18 protein-coding genes, 1 pseudogene and 1 riboswitch are annotated in these 17,736 nt (G+C 31.6%); of the genes and pseudogenes, 6 read left to right on the plus strand and 13 right to left on the minus strand.

Annotated features, from left to right (window positions below):
- Positions 1–7: 7 nt before the first annotated feature.
- Positions 8–1,282 (minus strand): histidinol dehydrogenase, encoded by a 1,275-nt coding sequence (gene hisD / locus FQB35_RS14815; RefSeq protein ID WP_148810604.1) that lies wholly within the window; start codon positions 1,280–1,282, stop codon positions 8–10.
- 554 nt (positions 1,283–1,836) lie between these two features.
- Between hisD and FQB35_RS14820 the strand changes: the two genes are divergently transcribed.
- Together FQB35_RS14820 and FQB35_RS15980 are read left to right on the plus strand one after the other, a co-directional pair.
- Complete coding sequence (locus FQB35_RS14820) at positions 1,837–2,244, plus strand: hypothetical protein (RefSeq protein WP_148810605.1); 408 nt, start codon at positions 1,837–1,839, stop codon at positions 2,242–2,244.
- A 14-nt stretch (positions 2,245–2,258) separates the two neighbouring features.
- Positions 2,259–2,402, plus strand: coding sequence for a hypothetical protein (locus tag FQB35_RS15980; protein WP_168198377.1), 144 nt, complete (start codon positions 2,259–2,261; stop codon positions 2,400–2,402).
- Between the two features lie 189 nt (positions 2,403–2,591).
- Here the strand turns inward: FQB35_RS15980 and FQB35_RS14830 are convergent, their stop codons facing one another.
- The 4 genes from FQB35_RS14830 to FQB35_RS14850 form a co-directional block, all read right to left on the minus strand.
- Positions 2,592–3,065 (minus strand): hypothetical protein, encoded by a 474-nt coding sequence (locus FQB35_RS14830; protein ID WP_148810606.1) that lies wholly within the window; start codon positions 3,063–3,065, stop codon positions 2,592–2,594.
- 441 nt (positions 3,066–3,506) lie between these two features.
- Positions 3,507–4,925 carry an NCS2 family permease gene (locus tag FQB35_RS14840; protein ID WP_148810607.1) on the minus strand — a complete coding sequence of 473 codons (1,419 nt, stop codon included), beginning with the start codon at positions 4,923–4,925 and terminating at the stop codon, positions 3,507–3,509.
- Positions 4,926–5,102: 177 nt separating this feature from the next.
- A riboswitch (purine riboswitch) is annotated at positions 5,103–5,202 on the minus strand.
- 115 nt (positions 5,203–5,317) lie between these two features.
- Positions 5,318–6,562: an NAD(P)-dependent oxidoreductase gene (locus FQB35_RS14845; RefSeq protein ID WP_207707316.1), complete on the minus strand. Its 1,245-nt coding sequence runs from the start codon at positions 6,560–6,562 to the stop codon at positions 5,318–5,320.
- Between the two features lie 140 nt (positions 6,563–6,702).
- The gene (locus FQB35_RS14850; protein ID WP_148810609.1) at positions 6,703–7,869 is read right to left on the minus strand and encodes an iron-containing alcohol dehydrogenase; all 1,167 of its coding nucleotides are present in this window, start codon (positions 7,867–7,869) and stop codon (positions 6,703–6,705) included.
- 238 nt (positions 7,870–8,107) lie between these two features.
- On the opposite strand from FQB35_RS14850, the gene FQB35_RS14855 reads away from it, so the two are divergent.
- Entirely contained in the window at positions 8,108–8,485 is a 378-nt protein-coding gene (locus tag FQB35_RS14855; RefSeq protein ID WP_148810610.1) for a winged helix-turn-helix transcriptional regulator, read from the plus strand.
- A gap of 70 nt (positions 8,486–8,555) precedes the next feature.
- Here the strand turns inward: FQB35_RS14855 and FQB35_RS14860 are convergent, their stop codons facing one another.
- On the minus strand, positions 8,556–9,707 hold the full coding sequence (locus tag FQB35_RS14860; RefSeq protein WP_148810611.1) for an aminotransferase class V-fold PLP-dependent enzyme: 1,152 nt from the start codon (positions 9,705–9,707) through the stop codon (positions 8,556–8,558).
- A 174-nt stretch (positions 9,708–9,881) separates the two neighbouring features.
- Here FQB35_RS14860 and yedE point away from each other — a divergent pair, with 174 nt between their 5' ends.
- From yedE to FQB35_RS14875, 3 genes are read left to right on the plus strand one after another with little or no spacing between them, the layout of a single operon-like run.
- Positions 9,882–10,967 carry a YedE family putative selenium transporter gene (gene yedE, locus FQB35_RS14865; protein WP_148810612.1) on the plus strand — a complete coding sequence of 362 codons (1,086 nt, stop codon included), beginning with the start codon at positions 9,882–9,884 and terminating at the stop codon, positions 10,965–10,967.
- The gene (locus tag FQB35_RS14870; protein ID WP_148810613.1) at positions 10,960–11,166 is read left to right on the plus strand and encodes a sulfurtransferase TusA family protein; all 207 of its coding nucleotides are present in this window, start codon (positions 10,960–10,962) and stop codon (positions 11,164–11,166) included. The genes yedE and FQB35_RS14870 overlap by 8 nt, the downstream gene beginning before the upstream one ends.
- A gap of 13 nt (positions 11,167–11,179) precedes the next feature.
- Positions 11,180–11,419, plus strand: coding sequence for a DUF3343 domain-containing protein (locus tag FQB35_RS14875; protein WP_148810614.1), 240 nt, complete (start codon positions 11,180–11,182; stop codon positions 11,417–11,419).
- Between the two features lie 14 nt (positions 11,420–11,433).
- Here the strand turns inward: FQB35_RS14875 and lipA are convergent.
- The 7 genes and pseudogenes from lipA to gcvT form a co-directional block, all read right to left on the minus strand.
- Positions 11,434–12,298, minus strand: a pseudogene (gene lipA, locus FQB35_RS14880) (lipoyl synthase).
- Positions 12,299–12,319: 21 nt separating this feature from the next.
- A complete protein-coding gene (gene lipB, locus FQB35_RS14885; RefSeq protein WP_148810615.1) occupies positions 12,320–12,964 on the minus strand; it encodes a lipoyl(octanoyl) transferase LipB in 645 nt (214 codons plus the stop codon).
- Between the two features lie 65 nt (positions 12,965–13,029).
- Positions 13,030–13,200, minus strand: coding sequence for a hypothetical protein (locus FQB35_RS14890; protein WP_207707317.1), 171 nt, complete (start codon positions 13,198–13,200; stop codon positions 13,030–13,032).
- A 150-nt stretch (positions 13,201–13,350) separates the two neighbouring features.
- A complete protein-coding gene (gene gcvPB, locus FQB35_RS14895) occupies positions 13,351–14,799 on the minus strand; it encodes an aminomethyl-transferring glycine dehydrogenase subunit GcvPB (RefSeq protein WP_148810617.1) in 1,449 nt (482 codons plus the stop codon).
- Positions 14,796–16,139: an aminomethyl-transferring glycine dehydrogenase subunit GcvPA gene (gcvPA, locus tag FQB35_RS14900; protein WP_148810618.1), complete on the minus strand. Its 1,344-nt coding sequence runs from the start codon at positions 16,137–16,139 to the stop codon at positions 14,796–14,798. The genes gcvPB and gcvPA overlap by 4 nt, the downstream gene beginning before the upstream one ends.
- Positions 16,140–16,162: 23 nt before the next feature.
- Positions 16,163–16,549, minus strand: a complete 387-nt coding sequence (gene gcvH, locus FQB35_RS14905; RefSeq protein ID WP_148810619.1) for a glycine cleavage system protein GcvH — start codon at positions 16,547–16,549, stop codon at positions 16,163–16,165.
- Between the two features lie 19 nt (positions 16,550–16,568).
- Positions 16,569–17,675, minus strand: a complete 1,107-nt coding sequence (gene gcvT, locus FQB35_RS14910) for a glycine cleavage system aminomethyltransferase GcvT (RefSeq protein WP_148810620.1) — start codon at positions 17,673–17,675, stop codon at positions 16,569–16,571.
- Between the last annotated feature and the right edge of the window lie 61 nt (positions 17,676–17,736).

A 17,736-nucleotide genomic window follows, 5' to 3' on the forward strand; every position in this document is an offset into this window, starting at 1 on the left:
CTATTCTTTAAAGAATAGAACTTTTTAACCTCACATCTGCTGCAAGCTTATGTGCATATAATCCTTCTAATTCTCCAAGCCTTGATGCAACAGGCACAATTAATTTTAATCCTTCCTCTGTTACACGCTGATTGGTAACAATTTTCATAAATGTTCCAACCCATACTCCTCCTGTATATCGTGCTGCTTTCATTGTAGGAAGAATATGATTTGTACCTGCTACATAATCTCCAAATACCTCTGCAGCTCCTTCTCCAACAAACAATGACCCATAGTTTGTCAGCTTTGGCACAACTTCATCAAAATTTTTAACTTGAATTTCTAAATGCTCTGGAGCTATTTCATTGCAAAAGTTAATTGCACTTTCAATCGTATCAAATAAAATAACCTCTCCATTATTTTCCCAAGCAACTTTTGCAATCTCTGCCGTAGAAAGCTCCTTTAAGAAATTTTCTACTTCTTTTATTGTTTCTTTTCCTATCCTTTCATCTGTACATAAAAGGATTCCTCTTGCCTGTGGATCATGTTCAGATTGTGCTAAAATATCTGCTGCAATGACTGTTGGATTAGCCGTACTATCTGCAATAACCACTACTTCACTAGGCCCTGCTAGAAAATCTATGCCTACCTCTCCACTTACTTGTCTTTTTGCTTCTGTCACATATTGATTTCCAGGTCCTACAATCATATCTACAGCTTTTATACTTTCTGTTCCATAAGCAAGGGCTGCAATAGCTTGTGATCCTCCCATAGCATATATTTCATTGGCTCCTGCTAGGTCCATGGCAACTAAGGTTGCTGGATGAATACAATTTGTTCCCTTTATAGCAGGAGAACATGCAACAATTCTTTTTACCCCCGCCACCTTTGCAGGAATAATAGACATAAGAGCAGATGATGGCAATGGATACCTTCCTCCTGGTACATATCCAGCACAAGCATCTACAGGAATAGCTCTATGGCCTAAGAATACTCCTGGCAGTAATTCCTGTTCTTTCATATCCTTTAGCATTTCTTTTTGTCTTTTTGAAAATTCTTCAATATTTTTTGCAGCAAAACGTAAATCATCAAGTGTTGTTTCACTTATACTTTTATAAGCCTTCTGAATTTCCTCTTCCCTTATAAGGTAGTTTTCTCTTTTGCATCCATCAAACAAGATATTATATTGTCTAAGGGCATGATCCCCTTCTTTTTTTATTTTTTCTATTATTTCTAAAACCCGCTTTTTCACCATTTCGTCTTCTTGCTCTTTTTTTAGTAAGGCTTCTTTTAATTTTATCACTTTACTTCACCTCTTTAACGTAATAAAGTATAGATATAAGTATACCATAAAAAATATAATTTTAAAACTTTATATAATCTTTCTTTAATACAACAATATTATTTTGAGTATTAGCATAGATTTAATTTTTTATATCTTAAAGAATCTAGTAACACTTAAAAGTTTTTCATTTACATGACAACTAATAAAAAAGAACTACATACTGTAGCCCCCAACCATAAATGTTACACCATAAAATTCCATATTTTTTTGATGATTATTAAAATGTTTTTCATGTAGTCATCAAAATTTGCTAAGTATGCTAATTAGGCAATAGAAATTAGTAAAAGGTTTTTGGATTAAAATTTTGTATAAAGAACGAAAAATCAAAGCTCCTGAGTCATCAAGAGCTTAACTAATGCTTAAACATATATTCGAGGAATAGTTGAGATACGATTAGATTTGATTGTATCCATAAATTTACAAAAGTGATAGAATAAAAGAAGATTATTTATACGTTAAACTGATGGTTAGTTTTTTATATAATAAAAACTAAAACGTATTGGAGGTATTACATGGAGGAGCAAAAAAAAATTAAAATATTTATGCGATTTATATGGTTGTGTATCTTTATTGGAATTAGTTCTATAGTTTATCCTTTATTCTTTCAGCAACATCTTTTAGTTCACTCTGTATCTCAAAATAAAGATTACGAAATAATAGTAAAATATAAAGATGCTATGCTTTTCGGTCCTCAAGATATAAATATTTATTATAAAAAATCAGATGAAATATTTAAACATCATTTAATTAGCACCGATTTATCTAACGATGGTAAACGACCTAACAAATCTAACTGTATTATTAAATGGAATGAAAACCATGCAAAATTAATACTCCTTGGAGAGGAGCAGCGTGAAGAAATTTTTGAAATACACTTTAGTGAAAGTGTAGAAGTAAAACAGCTCCAAACAAAATATTAACCCTACTTAGGGAGTTGATTTCTCAGCAAGGTTTCTTACTACAAGGAGTAGATTTAGAAATTAAAGAAGAATTGAAAAGAGTATATGAAGAAATAGATAAATTAAAGGGTGTCATAGAGCAGCAATCAAAATATATAGAAGCACTTAAAGGAAGGTAGTGTTTATATATCTAAAAGTAAAAAAACAGCTTAACACACGTTTATAAAGCTATAAACATACTTTCTACTATAGAATGGTTCAAAAAGTCTGTAAGAGATGTTAGAGCCTTTAAAGTTGAAGATAGGTTTGAATTCATTACTAGTTACTTTGCAGTAGCTGACAGTTTCCGTGTTACTCCCCCAAATGGTTTAGTTTTTTATATTTTTTGAATCATCATTTTTATTAAAGTTAATCAAGAAATATATAAAAGTTAAATAAAATAATCCATAAAAGGAATATTTATTTAAGTAATGGTTTTTATTAAAAAAATAAAATAATGTTATAAATGAAATCAAAGCACAGTATAAAATATCAAACATTTTTATAAGTTTTGATTTTATTGTTCTTATATTGATAGTTTTAAATTCTAATAGTTTCAGTATAGGTATTGGCAATATTAATACTATCATTAATGATAGTATTATATGTTTTACGTTTATATAGCTATTATTATTACTTAATGATATCATACATATGCTAAGCAAATATATAAAACCAAGTACCATAACATCTTTTTGAATATTTTTATATAAGAATAACTTTTTATCATCTATTCTTTTGATAAATATATAATTAAAAAACAAGGCTGGAAATATTAAATACTTTAACCCTTCTACTCCCAAAATACCTCTCGCCTCCTATTAATACTTATTTGTAAAAGTAACATAAAAACATTTTGTTTTCAATAAATTTCCAATAATAAATCTCTCCTTTTCATCTTCACATAATTTTTAGTATTTGGTTAGGGTAAATTAAACTCCCCCTTTAACCCATTAAGTTCCATGAGCTTTAGAACTGTTAAATTATAATCTCTTGCTATTGACCATAGAGTATCCCCTTCCTTATCTGTAAACTAAAAATTGTACCTAATCCTACTATTAATATCATTATTATAGAATGATTTCGTTTGGATATCTGTTCCTTAATAATTTTTTGTTTATGTTGAATTGATAGAACACTTTACTTGCTACCTTTTTCTTTCTTAGGAAAATGATTAAATATCAATACATTCTAAAAAAATAGCAAGATTCATTTTTAAAAATGAATCTTGCTATTTTTTTAGTTTATTCTGGTAGCAATACAAATCTAATAACAAACAAAACAGCAAGGACATACATAATAGGATGCACTTCTTTATGTTTTCCTACGCTCAATTTCATTATTGGATAGAATATAATCCCTGCAGCAATTCCATTTGCAATGCTATAGCTAAAAGGCATCATCGCAATAGTAAAAAATGCAGGTACTGCTTCTGTAAAGTCAGTAAAATTTACTTCTTTAATAGATTCAAGCATCAAAACTCCTATAATGATCAGTGCAGGTGCAGTTGCCTGTGCTGGTACTATTCCTACAATTCCTCCAAAGAATAAAGATAGAATAAATAAAACTCCTGTAACAAGTGTGGTTAGCCCTGTTCTTCCTCCTTCTGCAATTCCTGCAGTCGATTCAATATATGTAGCAGTCGTTGCACCTCCAAAAAATGCACTAGATGTAGTAGCAATAGCATCTGCTAATAATGCTTTTTTCATTCCACGGATTCTTCCATCCTTTTTAATCATGTTTGCTTTTTGTGCCGTACCTACTAATGTCCCAATTGTATCAAACAAATCCACCAAGCTGAATGTTAAAACAACCATCAAAACACTTGTCAATGCCCCTAGTACACCTTTTCCACCATGAGATAATAATCCCTTAAAATCCATAGCCATAAATGTAGGTGCTACAGATGGAGGCATGCTAAATACTTTTAGTCCTGCAACATTTGTAATTCCCATTGGAATACCTATTATTGTCGTTAGCAATATGGATATGAGCATAGCACCCTTTACTCTTTTTGCCATAAGAACTGACATAATAATAATACCTATTAAAGTAAGCACTACATTTTTATCTGTAAAATCTCCAAAACTTACTAATGTTCCTGGATTTGCAACCACAATTCCACCGCTTTTTAATCCAATCAGTGCAATGAACAGTCCAATCCCTGCAGTAATTGCCACTTTTATATTTTGTGGAAGACAATTAACAATTTTTTCCCGAATGGATGTAACAGTAATGAGTATAAATAAAATACCAGAAATCGCTACTGCAGCTAAACCTTGTTGCCAAGTATATCCTAACGTTAAGCAAACACTATATGTAAAAAATGCAGTAAGTCCTATTCCAGGAGCTACAGCAAATGGAAGATTTGCATACAAAGCCATTACTAATGTACCAATAGCTGATATAATACAAGTTCCTGTAAAAGCTGAAGCAATCACTGGATCATTTAGAATTGAAAGGGATAAAGCTTCATCTCCAAACAGACCTGCCCCATTCATTCCAGAAGCTTTCAATATGTTTGGAATGACTAATAATGCATAAGCCATTGTAATAAATGTAGTAAATCCTGCCAAAATTTCTGTTTTTAAATCCGTTCCGTTTTCAGATAACTTAAAATATGATTCTAAAAATGATTTCTTTTTCTTTGCTACGGTTTCCATAATTTTCCCTCCTTAAATAAAAAAATTTCTGTCATCAGACTATGTGTAAATCCGATAACAGAAATTTATATATTACTATCTTCTGTAGACATATAATAGTAAGATCGAGCTTCTTCATGGTACACTTATATAAAACTATAGATAACCAATATTGCTTATCTTATACTACGATCTAACATCTATTCTTGGATTCACCATAGTGAGAAATTTACGGTTTCTCGTAGATACTTCCGATCCTTATTATCAGAATTATATGGTTTCCTTTTATTGATTTTTATACTTTATGTATCTTAACACCTGAATTTATAAAAGTCAATATTATTTATTATTAATAGATAATTATGAAAATAGCAATTTAAGGCATCACCCAAAAATTTTAAAATCTTAATGAATCAATACTTTTTATAGTACTTATCTTGTACATATTGATCGATCGTATCTGCTACTTTCTTAGAAAACCTTACTGCTTCAACAACTGTTTTCGCTCCTGTCACTACATCTCCAGATGCAAAAACACCTTCTCTAGTTGTTCTTCCATATTCATCTGTTCTTACTAAACCAAATTGATTGATTTCTATTCCTTTTGTATATGAAATAATATTCGCTTTTGGGCCTTGACTAGCTGCAATAATAATAGAATCCGATTCAAATATCGCTTCTGAATTTTCAATTGTAACTAGTTTTTCTTCTCCATCTTCATTCACTTTTTTTGTTTCTAAGTATTTCACTCCTTTGTCATTTAATTCTATAGGCATTTTATAAAATTCAAATTGAACGCCTTCCAGTTTTGCATATTCTATTTCATGCCTACTCGCTGGCATATCTTCTTCTCCTCTTCGATACATGATATGAACTTCATTAACATCTTTTCTTAAAACTGTTCTTGCTACATCCATAGCTACATTTCCTGCACCAATTATACATACTTTTTTTCCTAAATCATATACATCAGGATTTTTCAAATAATCTATAGCATAATGCACATGACCTAAGCTTTCACCCTTAATCCTTAAAGGCTTCGGATTCCAAACGCCAGTACCTATAAAAATAGCCTTGTATCCATCCCTAAATATATCATCAATTGTAATAACAGGCCCTATTAAAGTATTCGGCCTTATTTTCACACCTATATTTATCAATTTTTCTTCTAATCTATCTAAAATTTCGTTAGGTAATCTAAAATTTGGTATGCCATACCTTAAAACACCTCCTATTTTATCACGCAATTCAAAAATCGTAATATCATATCCCCTAGAGGCTAAAATAAATGCTATTGTTATTCCTGCAGGTCCTGATCCTATTATGGCTATTTTTTTATTTGAATCAATATTTGATTTCATATTTATTTTATTTAAATAATAATTAGATATATAATATTCAATAGAGCTCCAATGAATAGGATTTCCCTTATGGGCGAGTACACAGTTCCCTTCACAAAATTTTTCATGAGGACACACTAATGCACAAACAACTGAAAGAGGATTATTTAAAAATAATTTTTCTCCTGCTTCTGAAATCTTTCCATTTAAAAGCATATTTATTGCTTCGTTTATAGGTGTGTTGACTGGACAACCCTTTCTGCATTGAGCGTTTTTACATTGTAAACATCTTTTAGCTTCTTCAATTATATGCTGCATTACTAAATCATCTCCTATATAAATATTTATTAATTCTATAGTATTTGAAAAAAGCATGAATATAAACATGTTTTTCTATAAAATGAAATTTTTAAAAAAGACCAAGAGCTCATAGAGCCCTTAGCCTTGTCTTACTATCATTAAAATTCTACTTTTTCGCCATAATAAGCACAAATGAATAGTTTTTTCATTTCTTCTACTGATATCTCTCTTGGATTTGTTCCTGTGCATGGATCTGCTACTGAGTTTTTAGCAATTTCTTCAAGCTTATCATTAAAGTCTTGTTCACTTATTCCAAATTCTTTTAATGTAAACGGAATATTCATTTTTTTGTTGAAATCTCTTACCATTTCTACTACTGAGTTTACTAATTCTTCTTCACTGTTTCCTATTAATCCCAATCTTCTTGCTATATTCGCATAAGCCTTACCAGCAGTTTTTTTGTTAAATTGAATTACATACGGTAGATATATTGCATTTGCACATCCATGAGGAATATTAAATATTTTTCCCGTTTTATGTGCCATACTATGCACTATTCCTAAAATTGCATTTGAAAATGCCATTCCTGCAAGGCACTGTGCTAAGTGCATTTTGCTTCTAGCTTCTTTATCCCCTTCAAATGACTTTATTAAATTCTCTTTCATCATTTCAATAGATTTTATTGCTAGTGCATCTGTAAATTCATTTCTAACCGTTGAAACATACGCTTCAAATGCATGTGTTAGTGCATCCATTCCTGTATGTGCAACAAGTTTTGGTGTCATTGTTTGTGCTAAGTCAGGATCTACGATTGCTATGTCTGGTGTTATATTATAGTCAGCTATTGGATATTTTACTCCTGTTTTATTATCTGTTATAACTGAAAAAGATGTAACTTCTGTACCTGTTCCACTCGTTGTTGTTATTGCTGCAAATTTCGCTTTTGTTCTTAACGTTGGTAATGAAAATGGTTTTGCAGCTTCTTCGAATGTAAATTCTGGATATTCATAGAATATCCACATAGCTTTTGCTGCATCTATTGGTGAGCCTCCACCTACTCCAATTATCCAATCTGGTTCAAATTCCTGCATTACTTTTACGCCATTCATTACTGTCTCAACTGATGGATCTGATTCTACACCTTCTATAAGTTTCGTTTTCATTCCAGCTTCTTTTAAATATCCCTCTATTTTATCTAACGCTCCACTTCTCTTTATTGAACCGCCACCAATTACTATAACAGCCCTTTTCCCTTTTAAATTTTTTAATTCTTCTATTGCTCCTTCTCCAAAATATAAATCTCTCGGTATTGTAAACCTTGCCATGTCTATTCCTCCTTTTATGATATAATTTTAAATAATTCTTTTACTTAACATAGTTTTTACATATACCCTTAACCCATGATTTATTATATAAATATAATGGATTTATTTGAAGAAGGCACTTTTTAGTTTGATAGTTTCAAAAAAGAAACTAATAGAAAAATTATATTTTGGTAAAATACTTATAATAATTTTTTCTTATCCTACCCTTTAAAAATTTTAAAAAGGATGGTGATATAGTATGCCTAAAAGTCGAACAAATAAAGTAAGCTGCAGTAACTATAGGTGTGAAATAGAAATAACGCTAGAATTAATAAGTGGAAAATGGAAAGCACTTATATTATGGAATTTAGGAAAACATAAAGTTATAAGATTTAATGAATTTAGAAGAATCATTCCTGAAATTACACAAAAAATGTTGACACAACAATTAAGATGTTTGGAAGAAAATGGATTAATCCATCGAAAAGTTTATAATCAAATCCCTCCAATGGTAGAATATTCTTTATCTACAGAAGGGAAAAAATTAATACCTATATTAGAACAAATGGATTCTTGGGGAAAAGATTATGTAACCAATTATCAAAAACAAAATAGCATTAAAAAAGGGACAAAATGATTTCAATATTTTGTCCCATAGAAAATAACTCTTTATTTTTCAAAAACATATTCTAAATGATAAACACTTCTTATTCTTTCATACATTTATATATCTTATCTATTGTATAATTTACTTCCTCAATGGTATTAAAATGGCTAAAGCTAAATCTTACTGTTCCACTTGGAAACGTTTTTAGGGTCTTATGCGCTGAAGGAGCACAATGAAGTCCACACCTTGTCATGATTCCAAAATCCTTGTATAGTCTGTAAGCAATCTGGCCATTATCAGATTCTAAAAAATCTATCGATACAGCTGCTGTTCTTCCCTCTATTCCTGTCTTTCCTACTAGTCTTATCCCAGAAATATCTTGTACCTTTTCTAAAAATACTTTTAGTAGATACAATTCTTTTTCCTTAATTGTTACTATTCCTTCATTCAATATATACCTTAAAGCTGTATTAAGCCCATAGATTCCGGGTATGTTTAATGTTCCTGCTTCAAATTTATCTGGCATATAGTCAGGCTGCACCTCATATTCTGAAAGACTTCCTGTACCTCCTTCTATCAAAGGAGCTATATAACTTACTAATTTGTCATTAATGACAAATCCTCCTGTTCCTTGGGGACCTAAAAGAGCCTTATGCCCTGTAAAAGCAATTGCATCTGCACATAAATCTTTATAATTTATTTCTAAAAATCCTGCCGTTTGTGCAGTATCTACTATAAAAAAAATCCCTTCCTTCTTACAGATATGGCCAACTTCTTTAAGGGGCAGTACTGTCCCACAAACATTTGAAGCATGGGTCATAATGATTGCCTTTGTATTGGGTTTTATATAGCCTTTTATATCTTCAGCCTTTAATTCACCTAATTGGTTACAAGGTACTCTAGAAAATTCTATTCCCTTTTCTAATAACGTATATATTGGTCTCATCACTGCATTATGTTCCATAGATGAAACAATAACATGATCTCCTTTATTTAATATTCCTTTTATTAAAACGTTTAAGCTTTCCGTAATATTTTTTGTAAAAACTACATTTTCAGCTTTGTCAAAGTTGAACAATTCACATATCAATTCACGAGTCTCATAAACAATATTCTCTGCCTCAAAAGAACTATCATATGCCCCTCTATTAATGTTGCATCCAATATTGGTTAAATAATTTGTCATACTTTCAACAACCCCTGGTGCCTTTGGAAAAGCAGTTGCACCATTATCCAAATATACGCTCTTCATCCTTATCCCTCCATTTCCTTATATGGTATATCACTTTTCATTTATAAATCAATTCCAATAGAAATTTTCTATCATAGTTACATAAATATAAAAATAATTTATTTAACATTTATGTTATATATTGGTAATATGTAACTGGAATAATATTTAGACATTATAGAAGGGGGTATCAAAATGGAAGGGAAAAAAGGGATTATCTTTACAGGTGCTATTGTAGGTATAATCGCTGTGTCTTTGGTTAAATTTGGGAATCCTTTGAATATGGGGTTCTGTATTGCTTGTTTTATCAGAGACATCGCTGGAGGATTAGGACTGCATAGAGCAGCAGTTGTTCAGTACTTAAGACCAGAGATTATGGGATTGGTTTTAGGTGCTTTTATTATGGCTCTTAGCAAAAAAGAATTTAGTTCAAGAGGTGGGTCTTCTCCATTTATTCGTTTTATCCTTGGAATGACTGTAATGATTGGTGCTTTAATGTTCTTAGGATGTCCACTAAGAATGGTTTTAAGACTTGGTGGCGGAGATTTAAATGCTATTGTTGGTATAGCAGGTTTTGCTGTTGGAATCGCTTTAGGGATATTTTTCTTGAATAAAGGCTTTAGCTTAAAAAGAAATTATAAATTATCAAAAGCTGAAGGCTTTGTTTTTCCAATTATAAATATATTATTTATTATTTTATTATTAAGTGCACCAACATTTATCTTTTTTAGTGAAAAAGGTCCTGGTAGTATGCATGCACCTATTTTTATTTCTTTAGCTTCAGGCCTTATTGTAGGAGCTTTAGCACAAAGAACAAGACTTTGTATGGTTGGTGGCATTAGAGACTTGTTCCTTTTCAAAGATACTTATCTTTTATCTGGATTTATTGCTATATTTGTATTTGCCCTTATTGGAAACATAGGATTAGGTTATTTTAAAATTGGTTTTTTAGGGCAACCTGTTGCACATGCTGATGGAATTTGGAACTTCTTAGGAATGATTTTATGTGGCTTCTCTTCAGTACTTCTTGGAGGCTGTCCAATGAGACAATTAATTCTTGCTGGAGAGGGAAATACAGATTCTGTTATTACAGTTATAGGTATGCTTGTTGGTGCTGCATTTTCTCACAACTTTGGTTTAGCAGCAAGTCCTAAAGGACCTACCCTAAATGGACAAATCGCTGTTGTTATCTGCTTGATTGTTGTTGGTTTCATCGGGTATTTCAACTCAGAAATCTTAAGCAATGAACATGAAGTGAAAGGAGAGGTAAAAGTTGGCTAAAATAGATACAAGAGGCATGTCCTGTCCTCAACCTGTTCTTATGACTAAAAAAGGAATTGAATCAAATCCTAATAATATTGATATTTTAGTAGACAACAACACTGCAAAAAATAATGTTTCAAGATTTTTAAAAAGCGCTGGATATACTTTTGAAGTAACAAAATTAGATGAAGATTATCTAATCTCAGCAAAAAAATAAAGAGGTAATATACATGAAAGAATATATAGCCGTATTTTTCACCCATTCAGGAGCTATTAAATTCAATCGTAAAGCAAAGAAAAACAACATTCATTGTGAACTTATGCCAGTTCCTAGAAAATTAAGTTCTAATTGCGGAATCGGTGCAAAGTTTTCTTATGAAGATGATATAGCCAATATAATCGACGAAGAAATAGAAAAAATATTTAAAGTAAATGATAAAGAATATATTTTGGTTTATACAGAAAGCTAAAGCATGACAATTTGTCATGCTTTAGCTTCAGCATACATTTTTTCTGCATGATATGAACTCCTTACAAAAGGATCTGATGCTACAAATCTAAAACCTAACTGAAGGGCCTCTTTTTTATATTTTTCAAAGATTTTTGGATGCACATATTCTACAACTGGATAATGTTTTTTGCTAGGGGCTAAGTATTGGCCAATGGTTAAAAAATCACATCCCACTTTTTCTTAAATCCTTTAGAACTTCTAATACTTCATTATCTTTTTCACCAAGCCCAACCATAATTCCTGATTTCGTTAGGATATTTTTATCCATCACTTTCACATTTCTTAATAGCTCCAAAGAACGTTTGTAGATAGCTTCTGGACGAACTTTATCATATAATCTTTTAACGGTTTCAATATTATGATTAATGATCTCTGGTTTCCCATCTACAACCTTTTTTAGCGCATTATCATCACCCTGAAAGTCAGGAATCAGTACTTCAACAACAATTTTTTCATCTCGTGATTTTATTGCTTTGATTACATTAGCAAAATGCTCTGCTCCTCCATCATCTAAATCATCCCTTGTTACAGAAGTAATAACTACATGTTTAAGCCCTAATTCTATAGCTGCACTAGCAATATTTTCTGGTTCCATATGATCAACTTCTTGAAGTTTTCCATTTGTCACATTACAAAACTTACAATTACGTGAACATTCACTCCCTAAAATCATAAAAGTTGCCGTTTTTTTGCTAAAACATTCCATCCTATTTGGACAATTTGCTTCTTCGCAAACAGTATGCAATGAAAATTTTTCAAGTATATCCTTTACATAATCTAAGCTACGCCCTTTATTAAGATTTATCCTTAACCAATCCGGCTTTCTTTTTATTACCATGAAAATCCTCCTTTACTTAGATTATAGATGGTCTTGATTGAAAATTTTAGAGAAATATTCTATAACATATTGATTTGCTTCATGAAAATCAACAGTTTTTCCTAGAATACGTTCAATAGATGTAACTCCCTTGTCAGATATACCACAAGGTACAATCAATTTGAAATGATCTAAATTAGAATTAACATTAAAGGAAAATCCATGCATCGTAACACCCTTTTTTACTGCTAAACCTATTGCAACGATCTTATTGTTATTAACCCAAACTCCTGTATGTTCTTGATTTCTCTCTGCATCAATATTGTATTTATCCTTTAAAAGTCGAATAAAAACCTCTTCAATATTTCTAACAAACTTTCTTATCCCTATATGCATTTTTTTTAAATTAAATATAGGATATCCAACGATTTGACCAAGTCCATGATAAGTAACATCTCCACCTCTATTTGTTTGGTATATTTTTATTCCACTATCCTCTAATAATTTTTCTGACCCAATAATATTAGATTTTTCAGCACGTCTTCCTAAAGTAATAACAGGTAGATGTTCCACTAAGATCAATGTATCTTCTATATATCCATCTTGCCTTTTTTTTAAAATATCATACTGAATATCCAACGCATTTTCATATTCACATCTTCCTAAAGTCATTACATTTAGTTTCATTTTCTCTATCTCCTTTATATTAAAATACCTCCCACTTTTTAGGGAGGTATTTATTGTTATAAAACTTAAACTAGTTGATATCTAAATATTAAGATATATTTCCCTTTTCTTTCCTTTAACCCAGCTTTAAGAATTGCTACTGTTTTTTCAGAATCTAGTTTTACATTAGAACCTTCCATGTCAGCTATATATTCTTTGACTATATCCGCATATTTAGGATCTACATTTTCTTTCACTCCCCACGAAAGTGCCATTACTTTTACTGGATCTCATGTTTCACATATATTTGATTCTCTTTCTTTTATAGAATTTTCGATACTATTTTTAAACGCTTGTTCTACATTTGTATCATAAGGAAATAACATTTTTCTCCTCTCCTTTTACCATTATTTAGTCCACTTTAAGATTAAATTTCTTGCTGCTCTAGCCTCATCTATTCTTCTAACCGGTGTATTATGTGGCGAATTTTTTAAAATATTAGGGTTTTCTTTCGCCTCTTCCGAAATTTTAATCATTGTTTCAATAAATCCATCAATAGTCTCTCGACTCTCTGTTTCTGTAGGTTCAATCATAATCGCTTCATGAACAATTAATGGAAAATATATGGTTGGAGGATGATATCCATAATCAAGTAATCTCTTCGCTATATCTAAAGTCGAAACTTCTCTGCTATCAAGCCCCCCTAATACAAACTCATGCTTGCAAGTTTTATCTATAGGTAAAACATAATGTTCTTTGAGCTTGTGCATCATATAATTAGCATTAAGTACTGCTGTTTCACTCACTTCTCTAAGCCCCTCTGCTCCCATAGAAAGAATATATGCATAAGCTTTTATCATTACACCATAATTTCCATAATATCCTTTGATTTTACCTATAGAATCCGGTCTGTCATAATCTAAAACGAATTTATTGTCTTTCTTTTCAATAACAGGGAATGGAAGGAATTTAACTAAATGCTCTTTAACTCCTACTGGTCCACTACCAGGCCCACCTCCTCCATGAGGTGTAGAAAATGTCTTGTGAAGATTAAAGTGCATTACATCAAACCCCATATCTCCTGGCCTTGTAATCCCCATAATGGCATTCATATTGGCTCCATCATAATACAAAAGTCCTCCTGCCTCATGAACAAGACTAGCAATTTCTTTTATATTTTTTTCAAAAAGACCAAGGGTGCTTGGATTGGTTAACATAAGTCCTGCCACTTCTTCATCTAAAGCTTCTTTCAAGCTGCTTATATCAACGGCTCCATTTTCATCAGACTTTATTTCAACAATCTCAAATCCTGCAACAGCAGCCGTTGCTGGATTTGTACCATGAGCCGAATCTGGTACAATTATCTTTTTTCTTTTCCAATCTTTTCTACTTTCATGATAAGCTTTTATAATCATAAGTCCTGTAAGCTCCCCATGGGCACCAGCAGCAGGCTGAAGGGTAACTCGATCCATGCCTGATATTTCTGAAAGCATTTGATCTAATCCATACATTAGCTCAAGAGAACCTTGTATTGTCTCCTCAGGTTGGTAAGGATGCACATCCATTAGTCCATTTATTTGTGCCACATCTTCATTCACTTTAGGATTGTATTTCATTGTACATGATCCTAAAGGGTAAAAACCTGTATCCACGCCATAATTTTTATTTGATAAATTTGTAAAATGTCTTACAACATCCACTTCACTTACTTCAGGCAAATCCACATCCTCTTCACTTAAAAATGTACTTGGTATGATTTGATTTATTTCCCCTACAAAGCAATCACATTTTGGAAGAGAGTATGCTTTTCTCCCTTCTTTTGAAATCTCAAATATTAATTTGTTATATGTTTTCACTCTATCACCTCCAATACACGCGCAAGCTTTTGAATTTCTTTCTTCGTTCTCTTTTCAGTTACACAGAATAACAAACCTTTCTTAAACTCAGGATAATCTTTTTCTAATTCATATCCACCAATCATTCCACTTTTTAGTAATTCTTTGTTGACAGTTTCACTATCTAACTCACTCGTTAATGCAAACTCTTTAAAAAATGGTTTATTGAATAATGGTTTGAATTTCCCATTCTTCGTAAGTTCTTCAAAAGCATAATGAGATTTTTGCACACATTGAATAGCTACTTCTTTAAGTCCCTCTTTTCCCATAGTAATTAAATATATAGCAGCCATTAATGCATTGAGTCCTTGATTTGAACAAATATTTGAAGTCGCTTTATACCTTCTAATATGCTGTTCCCTTGCTTGTAATGTTAATACAAAAGCCCTTTTTCCATCTAAATCAACAGACTCTCCAACGATTCTTCCCGGCATTTTCCTTGCTAGCTTTTTTCTTGTGGCAAAAAAACCTAAATAAGGACCTCCAAAATTCAATGGATTTCCTAAAGACTGCCCTTCTCCAACAACAATATCTGCTCCTAGTTCTCCAGGTTTTTTTAATATACCAAGAGAAATTGGATCAACATAGGAAATCAGCATTCCTTTATTTTCATGAGTAATTTTCTCTACTTCTGTTAGATCTTCTATAATCCCAAAGAAATTAGGACTTTGAACTATAACACCTGCTGTTTTTTTGTCTACCAAAGATTTTAATTTTTCTATATCCGTAACGCCATCTGTCATATCTACTTCAACAATTTCAATATCTTTAAATTTCATGTAGGTATGAAGTACTTTTCTAACTTCTGGATGAACGGTTTTGGATACTATAATAGATTTACGTTTTGTATTTGTACAAGCCATAAGGGATGCCTCAACACAAGCTGTTGGTCCGTCATACATGGAAGCATTGGATATGTCCATACCTGTAAGATTGCAAATCATTGTTTGATACTCAAATATAACCTGAAGGGTTCCTTGGCTTATTTCTGGTTGGTATGGTGTATATGCTGTAAAAAACTCAGACCTTTTAGCCAAGTGTTTTACCACCGATGGAATATAATGATCATAAGCTCCTGCTCCTAAAAAACAAATAAAATCATCAACACTTTTGTTCTTACTAGCAATACCTTCCATATGCTTTATAAGTTCTATTTCAGATAAAGGATTTTTTAAATCTAGTTTTCCATCTAATTGAAGTTCTTTAGGAATATCTTCAAATAAATCTTTTATATCATAAACCCCAATATAATCTAGCATTTCTTTTTTATCCGCTTTTGTATTTGGAATATATCTATGCATACAGTCTCCCCCTTATGGTAAAACTAATGGCTCTCAGTTTTTAAGAATTCTTCATATTCTTCAGAGCTCATTAAGTTTTCAAGTTCAGATTTATCCCTCATTTCTATTACAAATATCCAACTTTCATATGGATTTTCATTCAAAAGCTGAGGTGAATCTTCTAATTCTTCATTTATTTCAATAACCTTTCCTGAAACAGGTGTATAGGAGTCTGAAGCAGCTTTTACAGACTCAATCACTCCAAAAACATCTCCTACATTTAATTCATCATCAATCTCCGGCATTTCAACATAAACAATTTCACCAAGAGCCTTTTGTGCATAATCTGTAATACCAATATAAGCTTTGCCTTCATCAACTTTAATCCACTCATGATCCTTTGAATAATAAAGTCCTTCTAATATTTTCATCATAACTTCCTCCTTTAATCTATTTTTTATAATTTTTGGTATAAAACTTTTTACTAATTACCTTTGCCTTTAAGTTTTTCTTTCTCACTTTAATCTCAATAGGTGTTCCCAATTTTGCATATTCAATATCAACCATTGCAAGCCCAATGTTTTTCTTTACTGTTATAGCTGAATATCCAGTCGTTACAAAACCAATATTCCTTCCATCAGCAATTACATCATATCCATGTCTAGGGATTCCTCTATCGATCATTTCAAATCCTACAATCTTTCTTTTAAGTCCTTCTTCTTTTTGTTTTAGTAAAGCTTCTTTTCCAATAAAATTTTGTTTATCAAGCTTTACAAAGAATCCTAATCCAGCTTCTAATGGGGTTATATTCTCTGAAAGTTCATTCCCATAAAGGGGCAGAGTAGCTTCAAATCTCAAAGTATCTCTAGCCCCAAGACCAGCAGGTTTCAATCCAAATTCCTTCCCTACCTTCAATAACTTATCCCATACAGTTTCTGCATCTTCATGGGATAAATAAATTTCAAATCCATCCTCCCCTGTATACCCTGTCCTTGAAATTAAACAGTTAGCTCCAGCTACTTTTACATCCTTTTTACAATAGAAAAATTTAATTGTTGAAAGATCTGTATCTGTTAGTTTTTGCAATATCTTCTCTGCATTTGGCCCCTGTATAGCCATTTCAGAGACATTATCAGAAATATTCGTAAGTTCTACATCATAATTTCCTAAGTTTTGCTTCATCCAATTAAAATCTTTCTCTACATTACTAGCATTTATAACAAGGTAAAAATGCTTATTTGTAAACTTATAAACTAAAAGATCATCCACAACTCCACCATATGGATAGCACATAAGGGTATAAATGACTTGATGATCTTCAAGTATTGATGCATCATTTGTAATCAAATTTTGAACAAAATCAAAGGCCTCGTTTCCTTTAACCTCTACTTCTCCCATATGAGATACATCAAATAATCCTGCAAAATTTCTTACAGCTTCATGTTCAGCCGTTATCCCTTCATATTGTAATGGAAGAACCCACCCTGAGAAATCAATCATTTTTGCCCCATACCTCTTATGAGCTTCAAAAAGAGAAGTTTTTTTTAGTTCCTTCATAAACAAAATCCCCCTTACCTTTTTATCAATAAAAAAGAGGAATATAATGGCACAATCACAG

Source organism: Crassaminicella thermophila (genome assembly GCF_008152325.1).
GTDB lineage: Bacteria > Bacillota > Clostridia > Peptostreptococcales > Thermotaleaceae > Crassaminicella_A > Crassaminicella_A thermophila.